This is a genomic window from Nocardia pneumoniae NBRC 100136 (assembly GCF_000308755.1).
Taxonomy (GTDB): Bacteria; Actinomycetota; Actinomycetes; order Mycobacteriales; family Mycobacteriaceae; genus Nocardia; species Nocardia pneumoniae.
Genome location: NZ_BAGF01000058.1, coordinates 1 through 24,233, shown reverse-complemented (window position 1 = coordinate 24,233; position 24,233 = coordinate 1). Strand labels below are relative to the sequence as shown.

Annotated in this window: 22 protein-coding genes; 13 read left to right on the top strand and 9 right to left on the bottom strand. The window is 68.3% G+C overall.

The genetic code is table 11. From position 1 onward, the window contains the following. Positions 1-68: 68 nt before the first annotated feature. The 5 genes from ON34_RS18490 to ON34_RS18470 form a co-directional block, all read right to left on the bottom strand. A complete protein-coding gene (locus ON34_RS18490) occupies positions 69-1,355 on the bottom strand; it encodes an ArsB/NhaD family transporter (protein WP_040781157.1) in 1,287 nt (428 codons plus the stop codon). A 52-nt stretch (positions 1,356-1,407) separates the two neighbouring features. Continuing rightward, positions 1,408-1,854, bottom strand: a complete 447-nt coding sequence (locus ON34_RS18485) for a CBS domain-containing protein (protein ID WP_040780871.1) — start codon at positions 1,852-1,854, stop codon at positions 1,408-1,410. 184 nt (positions 1,855-2,038) lie between these two features. Then, positions 2,039-2,647: a hypothetical protein gene (locus ON34_RS35575; protein WP_157172331.1), complete on the bottom strand. Its 609-nt coding sequence runs from the start codon at positions 2,645-2,647 to the stop codon at positions 2,039-2,041. 73 nt (positions 2,648-2,720) lie between these two features. Continuing rightward, a complete protein-coding gene (locus tag ON34_RS18475) occupies positions 2,721-3,467 on the bottom strand; it encodes a TIGR03943 family putative permease subunit (protein WP_040780867.1) in 747 nt (248 codons plus the stop codon). Then, the gene (locus ON34_RS18470; RefSeq protein ID WP_040781155.1) at positions 3,464-4,465 is read right to left on the bottom strand and encodes a permease; all 1,002 of its coding nucleotides are present in this window, start codon (positions 4,463-4,465) and stop codon (positions 3,464-3,466) included. The genes ON34_RS18475 and ON34_RS18470 overlap by 4 nt, the downstream gene beginning before the upstream one ends. A gap of 799 nt (positions 4,466-5,264) precedes the next feature. Between ON34_RS18470 and ON34_RS18465 the strand changes: the two genes are divergently transcribed. From ON34_RS18465 to gatB, 4 genes are all read left to right on the top strand, one after another. Beyond that, on the top strand, positions 5,265-6,155 hold the full coding sequence (locus ON34_RS18465) for a serine hydrolase (RefSeq protein ID WP_040780866.1): 891 nt from the start codon (positions 5,265-5,267) through the stop codon (positions 6,153-6,155). Positions 6,156-6,237: 82 nt separating this feature from the next. After that, on the top strand, positions 6,238-7,272 hold the full coding sequence (locus ON34_RS18460; protein WP_040780865.1) for an ATP-dependent 6-phosphofructokinase: 1,035 nt from the start codon (positions 6,238-6,240) through the stop codon (positions 7,270-7,272). A 63-nt stretch (positions 7,273-7,335) separates the two neighbouring features. Further along, complete coding sequence (locus ON34_RS18455; protein ID WP_040780864.1) at positions 7,336-8,712, top strand: alpha/beta hydrolase family protein; 1,377 nt, start codon at positions 7,336-7,338, stop codon at positions 8,710-8,712. 57 nt (positions 8,713-8,769) lie between these two features. Continuing rightward, positions 8,770-10,275 (top strand): Asp-tRNA(Asn)/Glu-tRNA(Gln) amidotransferase subunit GatB, encoded by a 1,506-nt coding sequence (gene gatB, locus ON34_RS18450; protein ID WP_083889557.1) that lies wholly within the window; start codon positions 8,770-8,772, stop codon positions 10,273-10,275. Between the two features lie 297 nt (positions 10,276-10,572). On the opposite strand, the gene ON34_RS18445 is transcribed toward gatB, so the two are convergent. Then, the gene (locus ON34_RS18445) at positions 10,573-11,679 is read right to left on the bottom strand and encodes a PQQ-dependent sugar dehydrogenase (RefSeq protein WP_040780861.1); all 1,107 of its coding nucleotides are present in this window, start codon (positions 11,677-11,679) and stop codon (positions 10,573-10,575) included. A gap of 134 nt (positions 11,680-11,813) precedes the next feature. Here ON34_RS18445 and ON34_RS18440 point away from each other — a divergent pair, with 134 nt between their 5' ends. After that, entirely contained in the window at positions 11,814-12,680 is an 867-nt protein-coding gene (locus ON34_RS18440) for a DoxX family protein (protein ID WP_051022860.1), read from the top strand. 186 nt (positions 12,681-12,866) lie between these two features. Here the strand turns inward: ON34_RS18440 and ilvD are convergent, their stop codons facing one another. After that, a complete protein-coding gene (gene ilvD / locus ON34_RS18435) occupies positions 12,867-14,708 on the bottom strand; it encodes a dihydroxy-acid dehydratase (protein ID WP_040780859.1) in 1,842 nt (613 codons plus the stop codon). Here ilvD and ON34_RS36800 point away from each other — a divergent pair. Next, positions 14,593-14,940 carry a hypothetical protein gene (locus ON34_RS36800; protein WP_169333880.1) on the top strand — a complete coding sequence of 116 codons (348 nt, stop codon included), beginning with the start codon at positions 14,593-14,595 and terminating at the stop codon, positions 14,938-14,940. The two genes, ilvD and ON34_RS36800, sit on opposite strands and share 116 nt — an antisense overlap. A 133-nt stretch (positions 14,941-15,073) precedes the next feature. On the opposite strand, the gene ON34_RS18430 is transcribed toward ON34_RS36800, so the two are convergent. Next, positions 15,074-15,577, bottom strand: coding sequence for a PH domain-containing protein (locus tag ON34_RS18430; RefSeq protein ID WP_245548091.1), 504 nt, complete (start codon positions 15,575-15,577; stop codon positions 15,074-15,076). A gap of 393 nt (positions 15,578-15,970) precedes the next feature. Between ON34_RS18430 and ON34_RS18425 the strand changes: the two genes are divergently transcribed. The 3 genes from ON34_RS18425 to ilvC all read left to right on the top strand — a co-directional run bounded on the left by ON34_RS18425 (position 15,971) and on the right by ilvC (position 19,634). Then, complete coding sequence (locus ON34_RS18425; protein WP_040780855.1) at positions 15,971-17,893, top strand: acetolactate synthase large subunit; 1,923 nt, start codon at positions 15,971-15,973, stop codon at positions 17,891-17,893. A gap of 7 nt (positions 17,894-17,900) precedes the next feature. After that, the gene (gene ilvN / locus ON34_RS18420) at positions 17,901-18,404 is read left to right on the top strand and encodes an acetolactate synthase small subunit (protein ID WP_040780853.1); all 504 of its coding nucleotides are present in this window, start codon (positions 17,901-17,903) and stop codon (positions 18,402-18,404) included. Between the two features lie 228 nt (positions 18,405-18,632). Then, positions 18,633-19,634: a ketol-acid reductoisomerase gene (gene ilvC / locus ON34_RS18415; RefSeq protein ID WP_174372052.1), complete on the top strand. Its 1,002-nt coding sequence runs from the start codon at positions 18,633-18,635 to the stop codon at positions 19,632-19,634. Positions 19,635-19,761: 127 nt separating this feature from the next. On the opposite strand, the gene ON34_RS18410 is transcribed toward ilvC, so the two are convergent. After that, complete coding sequence (locus ON34_RS18410) at positions 19,762-20,046, bottom strand: hypothetical protein (RefSeq protein ID WP_157172330.1); 285 nt, start codon at positions 20,044-20,046, stop codon at positions 19,762-19,764. Between the two features lie 451 nt (positions 20,047-20,497). On the opposite strand from ON34_RS18410, the gene ON34_RS18405 reads away from it, so the two are divergent. From ON34_RS18405 to ON34_RS18395, 4 genes are all read left to right on the top strand, one after another. Further along, complete coding sequence (locus tag ON34_RS18405) at positions 20,498-21,547, top strand: acyl-CoA thioesterase (RefSeq protein WP_245548090.1); 1,050 nt, start codon at positions 20,498-20,500, stop codon at positions 21,545-21,547. 30 nt (positions 21,548-21,577) lie between these two features. Beyond that, positions 21,578-22,468, top strand: a complete 891-nt coding sequence (locus tag ON34_RS18400; RefSeq protein ID WP_040780848.1) for an AAA family ATPase — start codon at positions 21,578-21,580, stop codon at positions 22,466-22,468. A gap of 48 nt (positions 22,469-22,516) precedes the next feature. Beyond that, positions 22,517-22,648 carry a hypothetical protein gene (locus ON34_RS38120; RefSeq protein ID WP_281032457.1) on the top strand — a complete coding sequence of 44 codons (132 nt, stop codon included), beginning with the start codon at positions 22,517-22,519 and terminating at the stop codon, positions 22,646-22,648. A gap of 124 nt (positions 22,649-22,772) precedes the next feature. Continuing rightward, entirely contained in the window at positions 22,773-24,197 is a 1,425-nt protein-coding gene (locus tag ON34_RS18395) for a vWA domain-containing protein (RefSeq protein WP_245548089.1), read from the top strand. The last annotated feature ends 36 nt before the right edge of the window (positions 24,198-24,233 follow it).

Here is a 24,233-nt window from a genome sequence, read left to right as displayed (position 1 = left end):
TTGCCTACCTCATCCGGCGCCGCAACCGGGATGGCCGCTGAGCGGCGGTTACGCCGTCCGGAGATCGGCTATCCGAACGCGAAGTAGCGCAGCCAGAGATAGGGGGCGGCGACCGCGATGGTGATCGCGGTGACGACTATGCCCTTGCGGGTGAATTCCCAGAAGGAAATGGGATTGTCCGCGCGGCGAGCTATGCCCAGCATGACGACGTTGGCGCTGGCGCCCACAGCGGTGAGGTTGCCGCCGAAGTCGGCGCCCATGGCCAGCGCCCACCACAACGCACCGGACTGGGCGTGGTCCATGCTGTCGACGAGATCGGCCACCAGCGGGCTCATCGTGGCCACATAGGGGATGTTGTCGATGACACCGGACAGCACCGCCGACACCACGAGAATCAGCATCGTCGCCACGAGAGCGTTTCCGCCGGTGGCGTCGGTGGCGAGTTCGGCGAGGCGCTCGATCACACCGGTCTGCACCAGCGCGCCGATCATGATGAAGAGTCCGCCGAAGAACAGCAGGGTCTCCCATTCCACCGCCGACAGGTAATCCTCTCGGGAGACCTGGGAGATCAGCACGAGCACGCCCGCGCCGAGCAATGCCACGACCGATGGTGCGATATGGAACAGCGAGTTTCCGACGAATCCGATGAACACCGCCGCTAGGACGAGTCCGCATTTCACCAGCAGCCCCCGGTCGCGGATCGCCTCGCCTTCGTTGAGCGACATGACGTCGGCGGCGTTCTGGGGGTCGACTTCGAAACTGCCGCGGAACAGCCTCGGCAGCAGCAGGGTGAACACCGCCAGCTCGATCACCACGATCGGTGCCATGTGGATCAGGAAGGTGTTGAACGACAGGCCCGCGCGGCTGGCGATGATGATGTTCGGCGGGTCGCCGATCAGGGTCGCGGCGCCGCCGATATTGGACGCGAGCACCTCGGCGATCAGGAACGGCACCGGATCGACGCCGAGCCGGTCGCAGACCAGCAGCGTCACCGGAGCGATCAGCAGCACGGTGGTGACGTTGTCGAGGAACGCCGACGCGAACGCCGTGATCAGCACCAGCAGGATCATCACCCGCAGCGCTGATCCCTTGGCGCGCTTGGCGGCCCAGATGGCGGTGTACTCGAAGACACCGGTCTGGCGTAGCACTCCGACAATGACCATCATGCCGAACAGCAGGAAGATGACGTCCCAGTCGATGCCGGTCTCATGGGAGTAGAAGGCGTGCTCGGACCTGGTCACGCCGAGGGCGAGCAGGATCGCGGCGCCACCGAGCGCCGCCTTGGTCTTATGGACGCGCTCGGTGGCGATGAGGAGGTAGGCGACGACGAAGACGACGACCGCGGTGACCGTCACCCCGCCCACCGCCCATGGCGAACGGCGGCGGAGGCCGAAGCTGCGCGGCGGCTCAGCCGCTCCGCAGCGCGGCCGCCAGCAGCCGCGAGGCGGTGATCACGCCGATCAGTTCGTCGCCCTTCATGACCGCGATGAGCGGACAGCGCAAGCGCGCCATCACCGCGGCCACTTCGACGATGGTGTCGTCGGCCTGGGCCGGCGGCACCGTGCTGAGGTGCTCGGGAATCACGTCGCGGACCTTCTTGCCGCGAAGCTTGTCGACGACCCGGTCGGCCATCGATTCGTTCAGCACACCCGCGAGGGACGGGTCGTCCTGGATGTACTTCGGGACGAAGAACCGCACCACTTGCGAGGCGGGCAATACCGCTTTCGGAGCGCCTTGCCCGTCGGTGACCACGATGCCGGGTAGCCGGTGTTCGGCCAGTAGCCGAGCGGCGTCCATCGCATCGGTGTCGAGATCGACCACCGGATAGTCCTCGGCTATCTGCGCGGCGTGCACATGTGCAGGATACGTCCGGACGCGGCATGATCGCCCGTGCGAAAGACGTCGAGATCGAATACGAGTGTGCCACCGGCTCGCTCCAGGATCGGTCCACGTCACCCGGGTCTCGGGTCACGTTTGCCGACCAGACTTCCCGGCGCGCCATCGGTAAAGATGCCGTAAAGGTTCTCGCCGGGCAAGTCTACTGTGCGGTCGCGGCCAGGGACGCCAGCGCCACCTCGGTGACCGCCTGGCGCGCCTGGTCGGCGGTTCCGGGGTGCCGGTAGTAGTCCACCCAGATCAGGTCCGCGCCGCGGCGGATCACCGCCGACCCGTGCGCGGTACCGTCCTGGTCCGTCTCGCTGTAGGCGGTGCACGCCTCGTTTCCCAGGCCGCTCGCGCTCTGGAACTGCCCGGCTACCGCGGTGGCCGCGCAGGAATCGGCGAGAGCGGCCGCGGCTCGCTCGGCGCCCGAGTCCCAGCCGACCTGGCCGTAGCGCAGCAGACGCACGCGCAGGAAGCCGTACATGCCGGAGGTGGGGGGACGGCTGTCCGCGGTGGAGTAGACGCAGGCGGCGTCCGATCCCGACGAGTAATTCGACTCCCTCTGCGGAACTCCATCGGGTACCGAACGCTCGAACACGGCGGGCCCGATCGCTTCGCAGAGGTCGGCGGGGGCCGCGGCGGCCGGGTGCGACCGCTCGGACCTGGCCTGGAGTGCCAGGTACCCGGCGAATCCGACGACAAGCAGAATCACGGTGGCCAGCGGTAACAGGCAGCCCCATCGGCGGCGAGATGTGGACGACGTCATGCGTTTTCCTCGGTCGACGGTCCAATGCTCGCCCACGCTGGATGGGTGTGGGACGCGCATGGATCCGGAAGTTTCAGCGGGAGTGCTCGTATCGGCGATCAGGGGCGGGGATCGGGTGGTAGTCGGTGACCACCAGCGTGGGTGTCCGGGCGGGGTCGCGGTGGGCGCTGCCGGGGGTGACGACGCCGCGAACTTCGAGCCAGGTGTCGTTCTCGATCGGCTCCGTTATTCCCGCCAGGTGGACGTAGATGTATCGGGCGTCGGCCACGCAACAGGTGATCAGCACGCGCGCCAGGTCGAGATCGATGCCGGGCGGCCGCGGTTGTCCGCTGTCCTCGGTCTCGAGGGCGAAGCCGCTGATGGTCACCTCGCGGCCGTCCAGTGACCGGGTGGAGTCGAGCAATGCCCGATTCACCAGGTCATAGATCGTCAGGGTCGGTGCGGGCTCGTCCGGAAGGGGCGGGAACGGACGGGATTCCGGTTCGTCCGCGGACGTGCGGGACACCACGCGGACCGGGGACGCGGTGGTCGCGGCACCGGCGCCCAGCGCCGGTGGGGCGATGAGCAGCAGCGCGGCGGCCGGTGCCAGCAGCAGCCACTGCGCTCGGCCGGTGTGGTGCTCATGGTCGGCCGCGCCCTCGCCTCGCCGGATATCGCGAACGATCGCGATGAGCCCGAGCAGGAGGAAGCACACGCCGCTGATCACCAAGAAGGGAAACAAACCAGGTTTCACATAGCGCAGGTAACTGCCGTCGAGCGCGGTCCACAGCACCGCGCCGCCGATCAACAGCAGCAACAGATTCTGCGTTTCTCGATTCATCGCGCACCCCCGAGAAAAACGTACCCCGCGATTGTGCCGCCCACTACCGCCACCGCAAAGGTCAATGGCGAGAAGCGGATTGCGAACCGCCGTCCGAAACTGCCTGCCTGCATGGCGAACAGCTTCACATCGACCGCCGGGCCGACCACGAGGAAGACCAGCCGCGGCAGCAGCGGCAAGCTCGACATGCTCGCCGCGACGAACGCGTCCGCCTCGGAGCACAGGGCGAGCACGAGAGCCAGCACCGCCATCACCACGATCGCGATCACCATCTGTCCGGCCAACCGCTCGTACCAGACCGGAGGAACCAGCACCCGCAGTGCTGCCGCCGCCGCGGCGCCGAGCACGAGAAAGGCGCTCGCCTGCAGCAGATCGTGCCGCGCCGCCTCGGTGAAGACCTCCCAGCGACTTCGACCGGTCGCGCAGTGATCATGACCGCCGTGCGGCAGCATCCAGCCCGGACGCCCGATCCGCGACCACACCAGACCCATCACGACAGCGGTCGCCAGCGAGCCGGTGAACCGCGCCGCCACCATCCCCGGCTCGCCGGGAAACGCGACCGCCGTCGCGACCAGCACGACCGGGTTGATCGCCGGCGCCGACAGCAAGAACGCCAGCGCCACCGAACTCGGCGCACCCTGCTCGATCAGCCGCCGAGCCACCGGCACCACACCGCACTCACAGCCGGGCAACGCCATCCCTGCCAACCCCGCGACACCGATCGCCGCCGGTTCGTTGCGCGGCAGCACCTTCCGCAGCACGGCAGGCGAGACGAACGCCGCGATACACCCGCTGACCAGGACCCCGAGCACCAGAAACGGCACCGCCTGGACGAAGACGCCGACGAAGACCGTCATCGCGGTCTGTAGCCGCGCCGACGCGCCGACCACCGAGACGAGCTGCGATTGCACGACTACGCCAAGGGCCACCAATCCGGCGAGGACATAGGTCGAGGACATGGTGCTGCGCGGCGAGCGCCGCAGGCTCTGATCGGCCATCACCACATCCTGCCAGGAGCCGTTGGTCGGCAATGTTTCCGCTGTTCACCGGCGGCGGGCTGCGACGGATTGGCTGGTTTGAGTCAAGGCTCAGCACTGTGGCGAATCTGCGGCACTTATTCGGTGAAGGTTGACATGGGCTGCGCAACGGCTGATCAGGCCATAAGTACTGCGACAATACGCTCCGGCTATTGAAAATTACTACGCTGTAGACGATTTGCTATGCGATCGCTGTGGGGTGGGTGGGTTCGCTCCGGTGCATTCGGAGAGGTGGGGTGTGACCAATTCATCTAGTACGTTCTCTGGGATAACGAGAAGCAGTTCTCGGGTGAGGCCCGCAGCTGGCAGTGCTCGGCGGCCGGTGCTGATCCCGGCCGCCCTGTGATGCCGGGCGGGTAGGTGGAGGTGTCCATGCTTGTTGACCAGGCCGTCGTCACCTGGCTGGGAGACAAGGATCAACCGATCGTGTGCGCAGCCGGTCGTCCGATCCGGCGCGCTCAGCACGATCGTGTCGATGAGTCCTCCTCCGGCGTCGACCGTGCGAACCCCGTAGATCGTGGTGGGCGGGTGCGGTCCAGCCATCGGCGGCGGGGTGGGGCGCGCGAGAACCAGCTGATCGTGGCAGGTGGAGCCCACCGCAAGTCGGGCGACGCGCGGAATCAGAACTCCCGGTACGTCATTGCCCGTGGCATCCGCCCTGTCGATCGAGGGGGCAGTCGGCGAGACGACGCGGTACGGCGTCGGGACGCCGTGCTGACACGGAGGCCCGGGGGAGTTCGCAAGAAGAATGTGTCGAAGAATGTCTATTGATCAATTCCGCAAAGCTCGAAAAGTCCTGGGCTGCGCGGCGCTTGTCGCATGCGTTGTCGCCGGGTGCGGGACCAACCGCCCCGAGGATCCGGCGGCGAGCGAGCCGACCATCACCGAGGCCGCGGCGCGGACCGATCAAAAGGGCCTCTCCCTCATCGTGCCCGGCACGCTGGCCGCGGGTTTCGCCGACCTGGCCGCTGGCGTGCGCGGCAAGCTCGGGATGGCGGTCATGCCGGTCGGCGGCACTCAGCCGGTGACCTTCGGCGACTGGACCAGCGGTCCGGCGTGGTCGACGATGAAGGTCCCGCTGACCATCGCCGCGCTGCGCCGCAATCCGAGCAGCTCGAACTATGCCGCGTCCGCGGCGATCACCGCCTCGGACAACTCCGCCGCCGAGACGCTGTGGCAATCGCTCGGCAGCCCGCAGGAAGCGGCCCAGGCCGTGCAGGCGGTGCTGCGCGAAGGGGGCGACACCAAGACCGTCGTGCCCGCTACCCGTACCCGTCCGGAGCATTCGGCCTTCGGGCAGGCCGAGTGGTCGCTGCTCGATCAGGTCCGGTTCGCCTCGCGGCTGCCCTGCCTGTCCGAGTCCGGCCGCGTGACCGCGCTGATGGAGCAGGTCGTCGCCAGCCAGCGCTGGGGTCTCGGCGAGTTCAGCGGAGCCGAATTCAAGGGCGGGTGGGGTCCGGAACCGTCCGGGTCTTACCTGGTGCGCCAGTTCGGGGTCATCACGGTTCCGTCCGGACAGATCGCGATCGCGGTGGCGGTGCAGCCGGATTCGGGAACCTTCAGCGACGGCATCAACATCCTGGACCGGCTGGCCGCGGTCGTCTCCGAGCATCTCGACGAGTTGCCCGGCGGTCGCTGCCCCGCAGCGTAAGGTCATCCGTCCAGGTCACTGTTACCCATCGTTCACGGGGTCGAGGCTGCCGAGATCGGATATGGGGGGCAAGATAGCGGCCATGCGCATCGGAGTCTTGACCGGAGGCGGAGACTGCCCAGGACTGAACGCGGTCATCCGGGCCGTCGTTCGCACCGCGAACGGCCGTTACGGCGACGCGATCGTCGGCTTCGAGGACGGCTGGCGCGGCCTATTGGAAGACCGGAAGATCCAGATCCAGAACGACGACCGCACCGACCGCATCCTCACCAAGGGCGGCACCATCCTCGGGACCGCGCGCACCAATCCCGACGTGCTGCGCGCCGGTCTCGGCCGGATCAAACAGACCCTGGACGACAACGGCATCGAGGCGCTCATCCCGATCGGCGGCGAGGGCACGCTCACCGCCGCGAGCTGGCTGTCCGACGAAGGCGTCCCGGTGGTCGGCGTCCCCAAGACCATCGACAACGACATCGATTGCACGGACGTCACTTTCGGCCACGACACCGCGTTGAGCATCGCCAGCGAGGCGATCGACCGGCTGCACACCACCGCCGAGTCGCATCAGCGCGTCATGCTCATCGAGGTGATGGGCCGCCACGCGGGCTGGATCGCGATCCACGCGGGCATGGCGGCGGGCGCGCACCTGACCCTGGTGCCGGAGGTCCCGTTCGACGTGGCCGAGGTGTGCACCATGATCAAGCGCCGGTTCCAGCGCGGCGACAAGCATTTCATCTGTGTCGTCGCCGAGGGCTCGCATCCGGCCCCGGATTCCGGATTCACCTTGCGTGAGGGCGGCATCGACGAGTTCGGCCACGAGCGCTTCACCGGCGTCGCCCAGCAGCTCGGCGTCGAGATCGAACGCCGCATCGGCAAGGAGGTCCGCACCACCGTGCTCGGCCATGTCCAGCGCGGCGGCAGCCCCACCCCGTACGACCGAGTCCTGGCCACCCGTTTCGGTTTGCACGCAGCCGAAGCGGTGCACGCGGGCCGATTCGGCCAGATGGTCGCACTGCACGGCACCACGATCGACCTCGTTCCATTGTCGGAGGCCACCAAGCAGCTCAAGCGCGTGCCCCCGGAGCGCTACCGCGAGGCGGAGGCGTTCTTCGGATAGCGGCTGCGGTATGCGCGCGGCGAATAGCCCGAACCGATCCCGATCGTCGGTACTGTGAATCGCATGCGCAGTGGGCGACTGATCGCGTTGGTTCTGTTCGTGATCGCGGCGCTGCTGGCCGGGTGCTCGGAGTCGAATCCGCCCGAGCCGATCACCGGCGACTGGCACGGCTCCATCGAGGTACCCGGTCAGCCGATCCAGGTCGGGGTCAGTTTCCGCGACGACGGGACCGCCACGATCGACATCCCGTCGCAGGGCGCGACCGACGTGCAGTTGAAGGACGTCAGCTCCGACCGCAACGCGGTGTCGTTCGCGATTCCCGATATCCCGGGCGACCCGGTGTTCCGCGGCCGGTACGAGTCCGGATCCGACGAGATCACCGGCGATTTCACGCAGGGAGGCCAAAGCTTCCGCCTCGCGCTGAGCCGCGGCGAGGTCGAACCGCTGGCCCGGCCGCAGGAGCCGAAGCCGCCGTTCCCGTACAAATCCGAGGACGTCACCTACCGCAACGGCGACATCACCATCGCGGGAACACTGACCGAGCCGCAGGGGGCGGGCCCGTTCCCCGCCATTCTGATGATCACCGGAAGCGGCCCGCAGGACCGCAACGAAGAACTCATGAGCCACAAGCCCTTCCTGCTGCTGGCCGACACCTTCACCCGCGCGGGCTACGCCGTGCTGCGCACCGACGATCGCGGCGTAGGCGGCACCAGCGGCAAGCTGGACGACGCCACCTACACCGACCTGGCCGAGGACGCCGCCGCGGGCGTCCGATTCCTCCGTGCCCGCCCCGAGATCGACCCGGCCCGCGTCGGGCTCTTCGGCCACAGCGAGGGCGGTTACCTCGCGCCGCTGGTCGCCGCGCGCCCGGACAGCGGCGTCGCGTTCGCCATCCTGATGGCCGGACCGGGCGTGCCCGGCTCGGACATCCTCGTCGAGCAGACCCGCCTGATCGCGACCGCGAACGGCACGCCCCCTGACCAGGTGGACACCCGGGTGCGCGAGATCAGCGAGCTGGCCGCTCTGCTGAAGGCGGGCGACCTGGCGGGCGCCAAGGACCTGGCGCGCCGCCAGAACCAGGCGCTGCCCGCCGATCAGCGCGTGCCCGACGAGCAGGCGGCCGCGGGAATCACGCCGAATCTGGCCGCCCTGGTCGCCTACGACCCCGCGCCCGCCCTCGCCGCCCTGCGCATCCCGGTGCTGGCGTTCTTCGGCGGCAAGGACCTCCAGGTTCCCGCCGCCCAGAGTGAGCAGCCCATGCGCGACCACCTGGCCGCCGATCCGGACGCGACCGTCCACGTCTTCCCTGGGCTCAACCACCTGATGCAGCCCACCGAGACCGGCCGTCCCAGCGAGTACAGCTCCATCCACACGACCATCGCGCCCGAGGTGCTCGACTACGTCACCGGCTGGCTGCGGCAGCGGGTCCCGGCGAAGTAGCAGCGCGCCGCGAGAGCCGCTGCGCTGCGGCCCGAACGCTTACTTAGACTTATGGCCATGAGCGCACCCACGGTCGACCTGATGGATTACTCGGATGTCATCGCCCGGTTCGAGCCGGTGCTCGGCATGGAGGTCCACGTCGAGCTGAACACCGCGACGAAGATGTTCTGCGGTTGCCCGACCGAGTTCGGCGCCCAGCCCAATACTCAGGTGTGCCCGGTGTGCCTCGGTCTGCCCGGCTCGCTTCCGGTGGTGAACCAGAAGGCCGTCGAGTCGGCGATCCGGATCGGGCTGGCGCTGAACTGCGCGATCACCCCGTGGGGCCGCTTCGCGCGCAAGAACTACTTCTACCCCGACCAGCCGAAGAACTACCAGATCAGCCAGTACGACGAGCCGATCGCCACGAACGGTCACCTGGACGTGCTGCTCGACGACGGCAGCACCTTCCGGGTCGAGATCGAGCGCGCGCACATGGAGGAGGACACCGGCAAGTCGGTGCACATCGGCGGCGCGACCGGCCGCATCCACGGCGCGAGTCACTCCCTGCTGGACTACAACCGTGCGGGCGTCCCGCTGATCGAGATCGTCACCAAGCCGATCACCGGCGCGGGGGAGCGCGCGCCGGAGGTGGCGCGGGCGTACGTGACGGCGCTGCGCGATCTGCTGAAGGCGCTCGGCGTCTCGGACGTGAAGATGGAGCAGGGCTCGCTGCGCTGCGACGCGAACGTCTCGCTGATGCCCATCGGCGCCGCCGAGTTCGGCACCCGCACGGAGACCAAGAACGTCAACTCGCTGCGCAGCGTCGAGGTCGCGGTGCGTTTCGAGATGCGCAGGCAGGCCGCCGTGCTCGCGAATGGCGGCACGATCGTGCAGGAGACCCGCCACTTCCACGAGACCGACGGCACCACCTCGCCCGGCCGCCGCAAGGAGACCGCCGAGGACTACCGCTACTTCCCCGAGCCGGACCTGGAGCCCATCGCGCCCGACGCCGAGTGGGTCGAGCAGCTGCGCGGCACCATCCCCGAGTACCCCTGGCTGCGCCGCGCGCGCATCCAGTCCGAATGGGGCCTGTCTCACGAGGTGATGCGCGACTTGGTCAACGCGGGCGCGCTCGACCTGATCATCGCCACCGTCGACGCGGGCGCCCCGGCCAACGAGGCGCGCTCCTGGTGGGTCGCCTACCTCACCGAGAAGGCCAAGGAGCGCGACGTCCCGCTGGACGAGCTGCCGATCACCCCCGCCCAGGTGGCCGAGGTGATCAAGCTGGTCGACGCGAAGACCATCAACAACAAGGTCGCCAAGCAGGTCGTCGACTACGTGCTGGCGGGTGAGGGCGACCCGGCGCAGATCGTCGAGGCCAAGGGACTCGGCATGGTCAGCGACGACAGCGCCTTGCAGGCCGAGGTGGAGAAGGCTCTCGCCGCCAACCCCGACATCGCCGACAAGATCCGCTCCGGCAAGGTCCAGGCCGCGGGCAAGATCGTCGGCGACGTCATGAAGGCGACCCGCGGCCAAGCCGACGCCGCGCGGGTGCGCGAACTCGTGCTCGCCGCGTGTGCTTGATGTGCCGCGTCAGCGGCGCTGCGAACGGGTACGGTCTCGCTTCGCTGGACAACGGGCGTGCGCCGACGAGTCGCGACTGAACTACGTGGATTTGCGGCTCTTCCGCGGCTAGCGCAAGCGACGGACCTCGTGCGGACGCAACAGCCTCTTCGCGGCTAGGGCTGACGAGCGCTGCTCAGGGACCGGACGCGGCCACTCGGACGCGGGCCGGGCCGCCATCGGCGGTCGGAAGGCTCGCAGCTACCGGGTGGCGATCGATCGAAGGGGCCGACTCCGCGGAATCGGCCCCTTTCGCGTCTAGTCCGGTCCGCCGCCTCCGGCCTGCGGCGGCGGGATGCGGACGACGCGGTCGTCGAACGGGCCGGGCTGTCCGTCGGTCTTGTTCACCGTGGTCACCCAGATGGTGCCGTCCGCGCCGACCGCGGCGCCGCCGAGCTGGCCGTATCGGTCCTGGGCGACCAGGGTCGGCGCCGCGGTGACCGCGTGGGTGTTCGGGTCGGCGGCCGTGATGGCGAGTGCCTTCGCGCGGGTCAGCGAGATCGCGACACCGTCGACGGCCGCGGCGCAACCAGCGACGCCGGGGCGGTCGGGCCAGGTCCACGCGGTGGTCACCACGCCGTCCCCGTCGATGCGCTGCAACCGGTCCTCGGCCGCGGTGCGGTCGGTGATCCAGATGCTGTCCTTGGTGTCCCGGCACACATCCCCCGCGGTGCCGATGCCGGAGACGGCGATTTCCGGCTGCGACGTGCGGCCGGGCACCAGCGAGTTCACCCGCAGCAGCTTGCCGGCGAGCGAGCCGGCGGAGGCCGCCGCCGATGGGTTGCCCGCGTCGCCGGTCAACACGAGCATCCGGTCGGGGCCGGCGAAATCAATCGCGCCGCGATTCCCACTGGGCCCCTTGGGGATTCCGGTGAGGATGTCCTTCGGCGCGCCGCCCTCGGCGATGCGGACGACCCGGTTGTCGCTGGAGGTGGTGATGTAGGCGTACATCAGGCCGTCTTCGCGGTAGGTCGGGGACAGCGCGATGTCACTCAGGCCGCCGTCGGTGGAGCCGTCCACGTCGAGCTGGGCGATCTCGACCGGCGGCTGCTCCGGGGCGACCTTGAGGATCCGTCCGGTGCGGCGTTCGGCGACCAGTGCGCCGTCGCCGAGCGTGACCAGCCCGCCGAGCGTGTCGAGGCAGGTCGCGACCACCGCGGGGTCCGGATCGATGCAGGGCCCGCTCGGCCGGGTGGTCGAGGTGGGCGGCTGGTTCGGTTTCTTCGGGTCGATGTTGGCTCCGCGCAGGGTCGGTTCCGGGGTGAACGGGCTGGACGCCGAATCATCGAACCGGGCGCAACCGGCCAGCAGCGCGGCACCGAGCGCCAAGCTCGCCGCGAGGCGGCCAACGACAACCAAACTCATAGCTCAGACGTTACGGAAATACGGTCGCGCGCGCCCCCTCCGGGTGGGTGTTGCGCGCACACAGCCGGTCAGCGACTGACACGCCGTACCGCTTACCCGCCCGTGGCAGCGCGGCGCGGCCTAGGGTAGTGGCCGTGACCGACAAGCCGAAAGACACGCCCGAACCTCCGCGAGCCGAGGCCACCGCGCCGTCCACGGCCCAGCAGTCGGCGGCGTCGTCCACTGGTCGAGGCGTGAGCAGCCCGTTCGACTCGCCCACCGAGCAATTCGATCGCGTGGATCCGTCCGGGCGCCCACGGCTGGGCAAGGACGTCCCCCGCACCGACGACGAACTCGGGCTCGACCCGGAGGTTCCGACCACGGCGGAGACCAAGGCCACGCCCACCTACGACTACGCGAGCATCCCGCCCGCGGCGGCCCCGCCGACCGACACCGGCAGGTTGCGCCGCCGCACCGCCGAGAACCGCCGCGGCACCCTCGATCTCGGCTTGTTCCTGCTGCGCCTGGTCGTCGGCGGCACGTTCCTCTACCACGGGTTGCAGAAGCTCACCGGCTGGTTCCACGGCCCCGGTCTGGACGGCACCCGCGAGATGATGGAGCGCGGTGGCTGGGACCATCCGACGGTGTCCACCATCCTGCTCACCGCTGGCGAGGTCGGTGGCGGCGCGCTGCTGATCCTCGGCCTGGCCACCCCGCTGGCGGCGGGCGCCGTGCTCGCGGTCGTCCTGGACGCCTGGGCCTGGAAGCAGGGGATGGCCCCCGGGTTCCAGTACATGGAGGGCCAGGGCGCGGTCGAGTTGGAGAGCATTCTCGCCGGTGCGGCCACCGCCATCATCCTGACCGGCCCGGGCCGCTGGTCCTTCGACCGCAACCGCGGCTGGGCCACGCGGCCCGCCGGGGGCTCGTTCGTCGTCCTTCTCCTCGCCATCGCCGCCGCGGTCGGCGCCTACTGGTACCTGCACGGAGGCAACCCGCTCACCGGCATCGGCCCGTTCGACTAGGGCCCGCGCGGTCACCCTGTTCGCGGGTTCACCCGGCAGTTGGTGTGGAGGTATCGCGGGTAGCGAGTCACCGGCGTCGTCCGCGACGGCTCGACCACGGCGAGCGGGACTGAACAGCGCCGCTCAGTGGACAGCGCTGATCCGTCGCGGGCGGAAACGAGACCGTCAGCGCCGCAGGGGCGACCGCTACGGCACCTGGCGCACGGCACCCTTGTCGGCCGACGTCGCCATCGCGGCGTAGGCGCGAAGGGCCGTCGTGACCGGACGATCGCGGTTGACCGGCTGCCACGGACGCTCGGAGGCCTCCATCTTCGCGCGGCGCTCGGCGAGCACGGCGTCGTCGAGGAGCACCTCGAGCGTGCGGGTGGCGACGTCGATGCGGATCTGGTCGCCGTTCTCGACCAGGCCGATGACGCCGCCGCTGGCCGCTTCGGGGGAGATGTGCCCGATCGACAGACCCGAGGTGCCGCCGGAGAATCGGCCGTCGGTGATCAGCGCGCACTGCTTGCCGAGCCCCGAGCCCTTCAGGAAGGCGGTGGGGTGCAGCATCTCCTGCATGCCCGGGCCACCGGCGGGGCCCTCGTAGCGGACCACGATGACGTCGCCCGGCTTGATCTTCTTGCCCAGGATGACCGACACGGCCTCCTCCTGCGACTCCACCACCACGGCCGGACCCTGGAAGGAGAACAGCTCCTCGTCGATGCCCGCGGTCTTGAGCACCGCGCCGTCGGGCGCGATGTTGCCGCGCAGGACGACGAGGCCGCCCTCCTTGGTGTAGGCGTGCTCCAGATCGCGGATGCACCCGCCCTCGGCGTCGGTGTCCAGGGACGACCAGCGGTTGTCGGTGGAGAACGGCTCGGTGGTGCGCACCCCGCCAGGCGCCGCGTGGAACAGTTCGACGGCTTCCTGGGATGCCTTGCCGGAGCGGATGTCCCAGGTGTCCAGCCACTCGTCGAAGGTCTTGGTGTGCACCGTGGTGACGTCGGTCTCCAGCAGGCCTGCGCGGCGCAGCTCGCCCAGGATGGCGGGGATGCCGCCGGCGCGGTGCACGTCCTCCATGTGGTAGTCGGAGTTGGGCGACACCTTCGACAGCGTGGGCACGCGGCGGCTGATCTCCTCGATGGTGTGCAGATCGAAGTCGATCTCGCCCTCCTGCGCCGCCGCCAGCGTGTGCAGCACGGTGTTGGTCGAGCCGCCCATCGCGACATCCAATGCCATGGCGTTGCGGAAAGCCTTGGCGTTGGCGACGTTCCTGGGCAGCACGGACGCGTCGTCCTCGCGGTACCAGCGGTTGGCGATGTCCACCACCACCGTGCCCGCCTTCTCGAACAGGGCCCGCCGCGCGGCGTGCGTGGCGAGCGTGGAGCCGTTGCCGGGCAGGGCGAGACCCAGCGCCTCGGTGAGGCAGTTCATCGAGTTGGCGGTGAACATGCCCGAGCACGAGCCGCAGGTCGGGCACGCGGACCGCTCGACCTCGGCCAAACCCTCTTCCGACACGGCCTGATTCGCGCTCGCGGAGATCGCGGTGATCAGGTCGGTCGGGGCCTGCGCGACGCCGCCGACGACCACGGCCTTGCCCGCCTCCATCGGTCCGCCGGAGACGAACACGGCCGGAATGTTCAGTCGCATGGCGGCGTTCAGCATGCCCGGGGTGATCTTGTCGCAGTTGGAGATGCAGACCAGCGCGTCGGCGGTGTGCGCGTTCACCATGTATTCGACCGAGTCGGCGATGATCTCGCGCGAGGGCAGCGAGTAGAGCATGCCGCCGTGTCCCATGGCGATGCCGTCGTCCACGGCGATGGTGTGGAATTCGCGCGGCACGCCACCGGCGGCGCGCACCGCGTCGGCCACGATCTCGCCGACGTTCTTCAGATGCACGTGCCCGGGCACGAACTGGGTGTAGGAGTTCGCGATGGCGACGATCGGCTTGCCGAAGTCGGTGTCGGTCATGCCGGTGGCGCGCCAGAGTGCGCGGGCGCCTGCGGCATTGCGGCCGATGGTCGTGGTTCGTGAACGAAGCGGTGGCATTTCGATGGTCCTCGGGTCGCGGGGGCTGACGTGCGACGGCGCAGAGCTCGCTCGGCGGCGGCTTTACGTTACTCCCGCCGCTGGTCGCGCCGACATGTCGGTCACGGCCGACGCGCTGTGTGTGTCGCTGGGTATCAGTCCGTGTTTCGGTCTCGGCCTTTTCGGTTCGTCGCCGCCAGTGGTGTGGTCGACGCTGACGGTGTCGCCGGAGGTGCCGGACCGTCGAGAGTGATGGGGGGATCGGTGCTCCCGGTGAAATCATCCCATCACTTGGCCGCAACACCCGACCGACCCCGGATGTTCCCTGCCGGGGCGGCCGCGTTGTGGTCTCGGTCGCCTGCGGATCGATGCGGTGTATCGCGGAGTTACTGCGCGCCCTTGCCGTCGGTGTCCTCGGCTTCGGCCGTCTTGGGGACGCCGTTGGTGCGCGAGGCGTCGTCGGCGGGTTGCGCCTCCCGGTCACCGTCCGCGGTCTCGCCATCGGCGCTGCGCGCCTCGGTTTCCTCCGGCCTCGCGAACGGGTCCGGAATCCGCCCATTGGACGCCGTCGCAAGATCGCGCAGCCGGTCATAGCTCACCGCGGGCAACTTCACCTCGGTGCCGTCGGTCAGGTCGGCGCGCACGTATCCGCGTTTCGGGATCCGTACGCCCTTCACCTGTGCCCAGTCCAGATGACGCGAGCCGAAAAGCGTCCGCAGGTCCAGTCCGGCGTCCGACACCGTGGTCTGCGTCCGCAGCACCCAGGCCAGCACCACGACCGGGATGAGCAGCAGCCACCACAGTCCGGCGGGCCAGCCGACGAACGGAAAGAACACGCACATCAGCAGGATGAACACGCCGAGGAACGCCAGTCGTGGGATGCGGATCACATGGGCGTCCCGTGCGCTACCCGTATCCGTCGTCGCGGCGGACGTATGGGACGATTCAGAAGGTGGCACGGACTGATGCGGTGATGACACACCACCATCCTCGCATCCTGGTGAACGGACACAAGCAACCGCACTGTCCCACATAATGGGACACAAGGGGTCCTCTGTTTGACTCTTCGGTTCACACACGCTTAACGTCGTGCGCGTGAATCGAAACGAGTTGCTCGTAATCGGCCGGCGCGTCCAGCGTTGAGCCTGACACACTGAGTCGAATACGTCAGCTCGCGTTGCGACGCGCCACCCTCGATCAGCCTTGTGCTGTCGGGGGCTTTTTTATGTTCGGACTAATGTCCATTCCGGGGTCGGAACGACAACCAGTAAGGAACGAAGACGGTGAGCGCACCTACCGCACGGCCCGGGCCCTCGGCCCGCAGGTCAGCGCCTTCGGCGAATCAGCAGGCAACGCCCGCTGCCAACGCGACGTCCGCGGCCAACCGCCGCCAGGTCCCGCCCGAGCGGGTCACCGGCGCGCAGTCGGTCGTTCGTTCGCTCGAGGAGCTCGGCGTCGACACCGTATTCGGCATTCCGGGCGGTGCGATCCTTCCCGTCTACGACCCGCTGTTCGACTCGACCAAGGTGCGCCACGTCCTGGTCCGGCACGAGCAGGGCGCGGGTCACGCGGCGACCGGGTACGCGCAGGCCACCGGCAAGGTCGGGGTGTGCATGGCCACATCCGGCCCCGGCGCCACCAACCTGGTCACCCCGATCGCCGACGCCCAGATGGACTCGGTCCCGATCGTGGCCATCACCGGTCAGGTCGGTCGCGGCCTGATCGGCACGGACGCGTTCCAGGAAGCCGACATCTCCGGCATCACCATGCCGATCACCAAGCACAACTTCCTGATCACCGACGGCATCGATATCCCGCGCATCATCGCGGAGGCGTTCTACCTCGCCGCCTCCGGCCGCCCCGGCGCCGTGCTGGTCGACATCCCCAAGGACGTGCTCCAGGCGCAGACCACCTTCAGCTGGCCGCCGGAGATGCGCCTGCCCGGCTACCGCCCGGTCACCAAGCCGCACGGCAAGCAGGTGCGCGAGGCCGCCAGGATGATCATGGAGGCCAAGGCGCCGGTGCTGTACGTCGGCGGCGGCGTGATCAAGGCCGAAGCATCGGCCGCGCTGCGGCAACTGGCCGAGCTGACCGGCATTCCGGTGGTCACCACGCTGATGGCGCGCGGCGCGTTCCCCGACAGCCACCCGCTGAACATGGGCATGCCCGGCATGCACGGCACCGTGGGCGCCGTCGCCGCGCTGCAGAAGTCCGACCTGCTGATCACCCTCGGCGCGCGCTTCGACGACCGCGTCACCGGTCAGCTGGATTCCTTCGCGCCCGGCGCCAAGGTCATCCACGCCGACATCGACCCGGCCGAGATCGGCAAGAACCGGCACGCCGACGTCCCGATCGTCGGCGACTGCCGCGAGGTGATCGCCGAGCTCATCGAGACGCTCAAGGCCGACCCCGCCGCGGGCGACGCGCTGCCGCTGGCGCTCGGCGAATGGTGGACCTACCTCGACGGCATCCGCAAGGCCTACCCGCTGGGCTGGACCCCGCCCGCGGACGGGTCGCTGTCGCCGGAGTTCGTCATCGAGGCGCTCGGCCGCCTGGCCGGACCCGACGCGATCTACTGCGCCGGTGTCGGTCAGCACCAGATGTGGGCCGCGCAGTTCATCAAGTACGAGAAGCCGCGCACCTGGCTGAACTCCGGTGGCCTCGGCACCATGGGCTACGCCGTCCCGGCCGCCATGGGCGCCAAGATGGGCGCGCCGGACAAAGAGGTGTGGGCGGTCGACGGTGACGGCTGCTTCCAGATGACCAATCAGGAGCTGGCCACTTGCGCCCTCGAGGGCGTGCCGATCAAGGTCGCGCTGATCAACAACGGCAACCTCGGCATGGTCCGCCAGTGGCAGACGCTGTTCTACCAGGAGCGTTACTCCAACACCGACCTGGGCACGCACACCAAGCGCATCCCCGACTTCGTCAAGCTCGCCGAAGCCCTCGGCTGCCACGGCATCCGGGTCGAGCGCGAAGAGGACGTGGAGGCCGCCATCCGCGAGGCGCAGTCGATCAACGACCGCCCCGTGGTGATCGATTTCATCGTCGGCAAGGACGCCCAGGTGTGGCCGATGGTCGCCGCGGGCACCAGCAACGACGAGATCATGGCCGCGCGCGGTATCCGGCCGCTGTTCGACGAGGACGAGCAGGCCGCCGAACCCGCGGTCATCCACGCGGCGATGTCGCATGAGCAGACAAGGTGAACCACGGATGAGTACCACCCACACCCTCAGCGTTCTCGTCGAGGACAAGCCGGGCGTGCTGGCGCGGGTCGCGGCGCTGTTCTCCCGCCGCGGCTTCAACATCGAGTCGCTGGCGGTCGGCGGCACCGAGCTGCCCGAGATCTCGCGCATGACCATCGTCGTCACCGTCGAGGACCTGCCGCTGGAGCAGGTCACCAAGCAGCTCAACAAGCTGGTGAACGTCATCAAGATCGTGGAGCAGGACGCCGACAGCTCCGTGGCCCGCGAACTGATCCTGGTGAAGGTCCGCGCGGACGCCAGCGTGCGGACCCAGGTGATCGAGGCCGTCGGGCTGTTCCGCGCCAAGGTCATCGACGTGTCCCCGGACGCGCTCACCGTCGAGGCGACCGGAACCCGGTCCAAGCTCGACGCGCTGCTGCGGATGCTGGAACCGTATGGCATTCGCGAGATCGTGCAGTCCGGTGTCGTCGCGGTGGGACGTGGACCGAAGTCCATCACCGCCACCCGATGACGCGGCGGGGCGGCGCACCCCGATGGGGCCGACCGCCCAGCGGCGGCCACACGCTAACCTTTCTGCGATCGACGGTTGGTGTGCCGCCCTCCCCGCGTACGCGGGAATGATCACCTCCCGCACGCGCGGGCGTGATCCGATCCAGAAACAACGTAAAGCAACACCGGAGAACGGTGTGCCCCGCTTGGCGCGGGGATGACCTCGGAAGGAACCACAGTGGCAGTCGAGATGTTCTATGACGACGACGCCGACCTGTCGATCATCCAGGGCCGCAAGGTCGCTGTCATCGGCTACGGCAGCCAGGGTCACGCGCACTCGCTGAGCCTGCGCGACTCGGGCGTCGAGGTGCGGGTCGGTCTCGCGGAGGGGTCGAAGTCGCGTCCGAAGGCCGAGGAGGCGGGCCTGACCGTCGGCACTCCGGCCGAGGTGTCGGCTTGGGCGGACGTCATCATGCTGCTGGCGCCCGACACCGCGCAGGCGTCGATCTTCACCAATGACATCGAGCCGAACCTGAAGGACGGCGACGCGCTGTTCTTCGGCCACGGCCTCAACATCCACTTCGGCCTGATCAAGCCGCCCGCCAACGTGACCATCGGCATGGTCGCGCCGAAGGGCCCCGGCCACCTGGTTCGTCGCCAGTTCGTCGACGGCAAGGGTGTTCCGGCGCTGATCGCCGTCGAGCAGGACCCGAAGGGTGAGGGCCAGGCGCTGGCGCTGTCCTACGCCAAGGGCATCGGCGGCACCCGCGCGGGTGTCATCAAGACCACCTTCAAGGAAGAGACCGAGACCGACCTGTTCGGTGAGCAGGCCGTGCTGTGCGGCGGCACCGAGGAACTGGTCAAGACCGGTTTCGAGGTCATGGTCGAGGCCGGTTACGCGCCGGAGATGGCCTACTTCGAGGTGCTGCACGAGCTGAAGCTGATCGTCGACCTGATGTACGAGGGCGGCATCGCGCGGATGAACTACTCGGTGTCCGACACCGCGGAGTTCGGCGGCTACCTGTCCGGTCCGCGGGTCATCGACGCCGACACCAAGAAGCGCATGCAGGAGATCCTCAAGGACATTCAGGACGGCAGCTTCGTCAAGCGCCTGGTCGCCAACGTCGAGGGCGGCAACAAGGAGCTCGAGGCGCTGCGCAAGCAGAACGCCGAGCACCCGATCGAGGTCACCGGCGCCAAGCTGCGCGGCCTGATGAGCTGGGTCGACCGGCCGATCACCGAAACCGCCTGATTTCCAGGTTGATTCGCACGGTGGCCCGCTCCGGTTTCGGAGCGGGCCACCGGCGTATGTGGGTTCTCACACGCAACGGCCCGGCACTAGGTGAGCGCCGGGCCGTCGCGGTGGTGCCGGACGGTTTCTAGCTGCTGCCGAACGTGCCGGGCGGCACGAGTCGCCGGAACTGACCGAACGGGATGTTCTTGCCCCATCCGGAGAACGGTCCGTTGTCGCAGCTCCAGTCCTGGAATGGGCCGAAGTCGCAGTCGCGGTCGTTCCAATGGCGGTTATGCCTGACCTCGGTGACCCCCGGGGAGGGGTCCGCGGAGGCGGGCACCGTCAAAGCAGTCAACGGAACTGCGGCGATCGCACCTGCGACGACGACCCGGGCCAGGTTGCGGCGCGCGGTGCTGGTTGTCGAGAACAACGTGGATCCTTCTTTCACTCTCCGGTGAGCCATCGGCTCACCAACCCCCGTTGTGGGTTCTGGCCACGGCGACCCGCGGACAAGTCGCAATGACCGTGTCGTCGCTGCTTCGCGGGCAGGTTTACCGACGGGGCAGCGACCGCACGTCTCCACTCTTGCGCACTTGTCCAGAAAGGTCACGGGGGTTGGCTCCCCTTGGGGAAAATTCAATCCGCGGAATTAGGGGTATCCCCCTATCCACCGAGTTGTTCGGCTCGGTCTCACATCTCGGCGCGGCCGATGACCTCAGACTTCGGCTTCCGGACAGGATTGAACGACCGCGTGCGAGAGATCGCCGCTGGCGTCGGCTCGTTACTCGCTCGTACTGTCGCGGGGGCTTAAGGTTCTCCGGGACAACGGGGTCGAGGAATTGTCTATCCCGAAGATTCTCCGCCCGAACGGATTGTGCACCTTGCCGAACTCGACGAATCCCGACCTCCTTGCGACCGTGCCGGGTCCGGCCTCGGCCGGTCGCCGCCCCGAGGCGATCCACCGCTTTCTCGTCCAGCCCGCCGACGCCGGGATCGTGGGATCCGTCGACGGCGGCAAACTGCTCGAATGGATCGACAAGGTCGCCTACGCTGCGGCCGCGCAGTGGAGCGGCCACTACTGCGTCACCGCCTATGTCGGCAATATCCATCTGGACCGGCCGATCGCGGTCGGTGAGCTGGTCGAACTGCATGCCAATCTCGTCCACACCGGCCGCACCAGCATGCACATCCTCGTCACCGTGTATTCGACCGATCCCACGCGGGTGAAGCCGGTGCAGTCGGCCCAATGCCTGACGATCTTCGTCGCGATGGATGCCGACCGGCGCACCGTCGCAGTCCCGCAATGGAATCCGACCACAATCCTGGAACTGCGGCGGCATCGGCAAGCGCGGGCCAGGATTTCGGTGCGCAAGCGTATCGAGGAGGCGATGTCCGCGCAGCGGTACACGGTCGCGGGCACCGCACCGAGCGCCACGCTCCGGTTCCTGGCAGCGCCCTCGGACATCAACTGGGGCGGCAAGGTCCATGGTGGACGGACGATGCGCTGGATCGACGAGGCCGCCTACGTGTGTGGCGCCGATTGGGCCGGACAGCGCGTCATCACGTCCTATTTCGGCGGGATCCGCTTCTACCGCCCGATCGTCATCGGCCACGTCGTCGAGGTCACCGCTCGGCTGATCCATACCGGCCCACGCAGCATGCATATGAGTGTGCACGTGACGTCCGCCGATACGCACTCCGACGAACCCGCGCTCGCCGCGCACGGTCTAGCGGTGGTGGTCGCGATGGATGAGGACGGAAAGGCGCGGGCTGTGCGGCAATGGGTGCCGGTCTCGGAGGAAGACCAGGCGCTCGACGCGCATGCCAGGCATCTGGTCGAACTGCGTGCGCTGGTGGAGCCGTTCACTCCGGCGAGCGCGGTGCCGGACGACGCCGAGCCCGGTCTTTACCGGGTACCGGTGCCGAGGTAGGTCGCGACCTCGCGGCTAAACTAGTTACCGATGAGTAAGTTCTTTTCGTCGGTAGACGAGGTGACCGCTCGCCTCACCGAGGCCGGGTACCTCCCGTCCCTCGACATCGCCACCGCGGTGTTCCTCGCAGGGCACCTCGGCAAGCCGCTGCTGATCGAGGGTCCGGCGGGCGTCGGCAAGACCGAACTGGCCAAGGCCGTCGCCGCCGCGACCACCTCCGATCTCGTGCGCCTGCAGTGTTACGAGGGCATCGACGAGGCCCGCGCGCTCTACGAGTGGAATCACGCCAAGCAACTGCTGCGCATCACCGCCACGGACAACGAGAGCTGGGACAGCACGCGCGACCACGTCTTCACCGAGGAGTTCCTGCTCGCCCGGCCTCTGCTGGCCGCCATCCGCAACCCGCGCTCCACCGTGCTGCTCATCGACGAACTGGACAAGGCCGATGTGGAGCTCGAGGGTCTGTTGCTCGAGGTGCTCGGCGACTATCAGGTGAGCATCCCCGAACTCGGTACCGTCACCGCTGTGCGCAAGCCGTTCGTCATCGTGACGTCCAACGCCAACCGCGAGTTGTCCGAGGCGCTGAAACGACGCTGCCTGTACCTGCACATCGACTACCCGACCGCCGAGTTGGAGCGGGCGATCGTGCGCATGAAGGTGCCCGAACTGGACGAGGCGCTCGGCGAGCCGGTGGTCCAGGTGGTCGGCGCGCTCCGGCAGCTGTCGTTGCGCAAGGCCCCGTCGATCGCCGAATCCGTCGACTGGGCAAAGACCCTGGTCGCCCTCGGTGCTCGCACCCTGACCGGAACTGTTGTCCGCTCAACCCTCGGCGTGCTGTTGAAGTATCAATCCGACCACCGCGTCGCCATCGAACGTCTGGGGCTTCTCGACCCGGACGCCGAGCCGGGGAGGGCGCGATGAAGCTCGTCCTCGCGGTGCAACGCGACCTCGCTTTTCTCGACTGTTCCGGTGATCGTGGTGATTTGGCCGCGGAACGGCCTGGTCGCCTTTGGCCTGTCAACCGTCGGCGTGCTGTTGATCGAGCACCGCGAACGTCTGGGGCTTCTGGACCCGGACGCCGAACCGGGGAGGGCGCGATGAAGCTCGTCCTCGCGGTGCAACCCGACCTCGCATTTCTCGACTGTTCCGGCGAGCGTAGTGATTTGGACGCGGAAGGGAACGGTCCGGCCACCATTGGCCTGCCTTCGACAACTCGCGGCACGCCATGAGCACGGCGGAAGCGGGCCGGGACGAGACGAGGTCCCGAATCGCCGACACGATGAGCGATCGGCTCGTCGAATTCGTCGGGTTGCTGCGTGATCACGGCATCAACGCGGGGCCGAGTGAAACCATCGACGCGGCCGAGGCGATGGTCGCCCTCGGGATCGCCGATCGCAATCGCCTGCGCTCCGGCATGGCAGCCTGCTTACTGCGCCGCAACGGTCAACGCGCCGTATTCGACCAGCTCTTCGACCTCTACTTCCTTACCGCGGAACAGCCGCAGCCCGCGTCCCCGTCGACGCCCGAATCTGTCGATGCATTACGGGATCAACTCGTTTCCGCTCTGGCCCGAGATGATTCGGAGGCGGTGGTTGCTCTCGCTCGCCAGGCGCTGACCGAACTCGGCGGCTATGGCGGGATCGGCACCGGGCAGACCTCAGGTCCGGTCACCACCGCCTCCGGTGCGGGCTGGTCCTCCTACCTGACCATGAAAGCCCTACAGCCGGACGACCTCATCGATCGCATTGTCGCGGGCATGAATGGCACCTCCCAGCTCGACACCACCGTCCACACGATCGAAGCCAACCGCCGCCTCGCCGAATTCCGCGCCGCCGTCCAATCCGAGGCCCGCCTGCGCTCGGCACAGCTGCGCGGCACCGAATACATCGCCCGCCGCGGCGTCGATTCCAGCACCGACCAGATCGATTTCCTGGGCGCCCGCGAACAAGACCTCGCCGAAATGCGCCGCTTGGTCCACCCTTTGGCCCGCAAACTCGCCACCCGCCTCGCCGTCCGCCGCCGCAAAGCCGTGCGCGGCCAGATCGATCTCCGCCGCACCCTGCGCCGCTCCATGTCCACCGGAGGCGTCCCCATCGACCCGGTCCTGCGCGCCCGCAAACACGGCCGCCCCGACCTCGTCGTCCTCGCCGACCTCTCCGGCTCGGTCACCGGCTTCGCCGAATTCACCCTCCACCTGATCCAGGCCCTCCAAGGCCAATTCAGCAAGGTCCGCAGCTTCGGCTTCATCGACACCTGCGACGAAATCACCGACTTCTTCACCCCCGGCGAACCACCCACCCCCGGCACAGCAGCCCGAATCATCCGCTCCACCAAGGTCGCCCGCTTCGGCAGCTCCAACTATGGTGAAGCACTCCAAGGCTTCCTCGACCACTACGCCGACGCCCTCGGTCCCCGCACGTCCGTGCTCATCCTCGGCGACGCCCGCACCAACCGCACCGATCCGAACCTCGCTGCCCTGCAAACGATCGCCGACCGCGCCAAACACACCTACTGGCTGAATCCGGAACCCTCTCGCTCCTGGTCCACCGGAGACTCCGCCGCCCATGCATACGCGGAGTGCGTCACGATGCACGAGTGCCGCAACGTCAAACAACTCACCGAGGTCATCGCGCGGCTTCTACCTGCATAGACGTTAGGAGTCATGCCGCCACCGGGTCTATCTCGC

Excerpts from the sequence above, each read along its gene's own strand:
- gatB (WP_083889557.1), top strand. The coding sequence starts at position 8,770 with ATGAGCGCACCCACGGTCGACCTGATGGATTACTCGGATGTCATCGCC.
- ilvD (WP_040780859.1), bottom strand. The coding sequence starts at position 14,708 with ATGCCACCGCTTCGTTCACGAACCACGACCATCGGCCGCAATGCCGCA.
- ON34_RS36800 (WP_169333880.1), top strand. The coding sequence starts at position 14,593 with ATGGCGACGATCGGCTTGCCGAAGTCGGTGTCGGTCATGCCGGTGGCG.
- ON34_RS18465 (WP_040780866.1), top strand. The coding sequence starts at position 5,265 with ATGTCTATTGATCAATTCCGCAAAGCTCGAAAAGTCCTGGGCTGCGCG.
- ilvN (WP_040780853.1), top strand. The coding sequence starts at position 17,901 with ATGAGTACCACCCACACCCTCAGCGTTCTCGTCGAGGACAAGCCGGGC.
- ON34_RS18460 (WP_040780865.1), top strand. The coding sequence starts at position 6,238 with ATGCGCATCGGAGTCTTGACCGGAGGCGGAGACTGCCCAGGACTGAAC.
- ON34_RS18455 (WP_040780864.1), top strand. The coding sequence starts at position 7,336 with ATGCGCAGTGGGCGACTGATCGCGTTGGTTCTGTTCGTGATCGCGGCG.
- ON34_RS18470 (WP_040781155.1), bottom strand. The coding sequence starts at position 4,465 with ATGGCCGATCAGAGCCTGCGGCGCTCGCCGCGCAGCACCATGTCCTCG.
- ON34_RS18400 (WP_040780848.1), top strand. The coding sequence starts at position 21,578 with ATGAGTAAGTTCTTTTCGTCGGTAGACGAGGTGACCGCTCGCCTCACC.
- ON34_RS18445 (WP_040780861.1), bottom strand. The coding sequence starts at position 11,679 with ATGAGTTTGGTTGTCGTTGGCCGCCTCGCGGCGAGCTTGGCGCTCGGT.
- ON34_RS18395 (WP_245548089.1), top strand. The coding sequence starts at position 22,773 with ATGAGCACGGCGGAAGCGGGCCGGGACGAGACGAGGTCCCGAATCGCC.
- ON34_RS35575 (WP_157172331.1), bottom strand. The coding sequence starts at position 2,647 with ATGACGTCGTCCACATCTCGCCGCCGATGGGGCTGCCTGTTACCGCTG.
- ON34_RS18475 (WP_040780867.1), bottom strand. The coding sequence starts at position 3,467 with ATGAATCGAGAAACGCAGAATCTGTTGCTGCTGTTGATCGGCGGCGCG.
- ilvC (WP_174372052.1), top strand. The coding sequence starts at position 18,633 with ATGTTCTATGACGACGACGCCGACCTGTCGATCATCCAGGGCCGCAAG.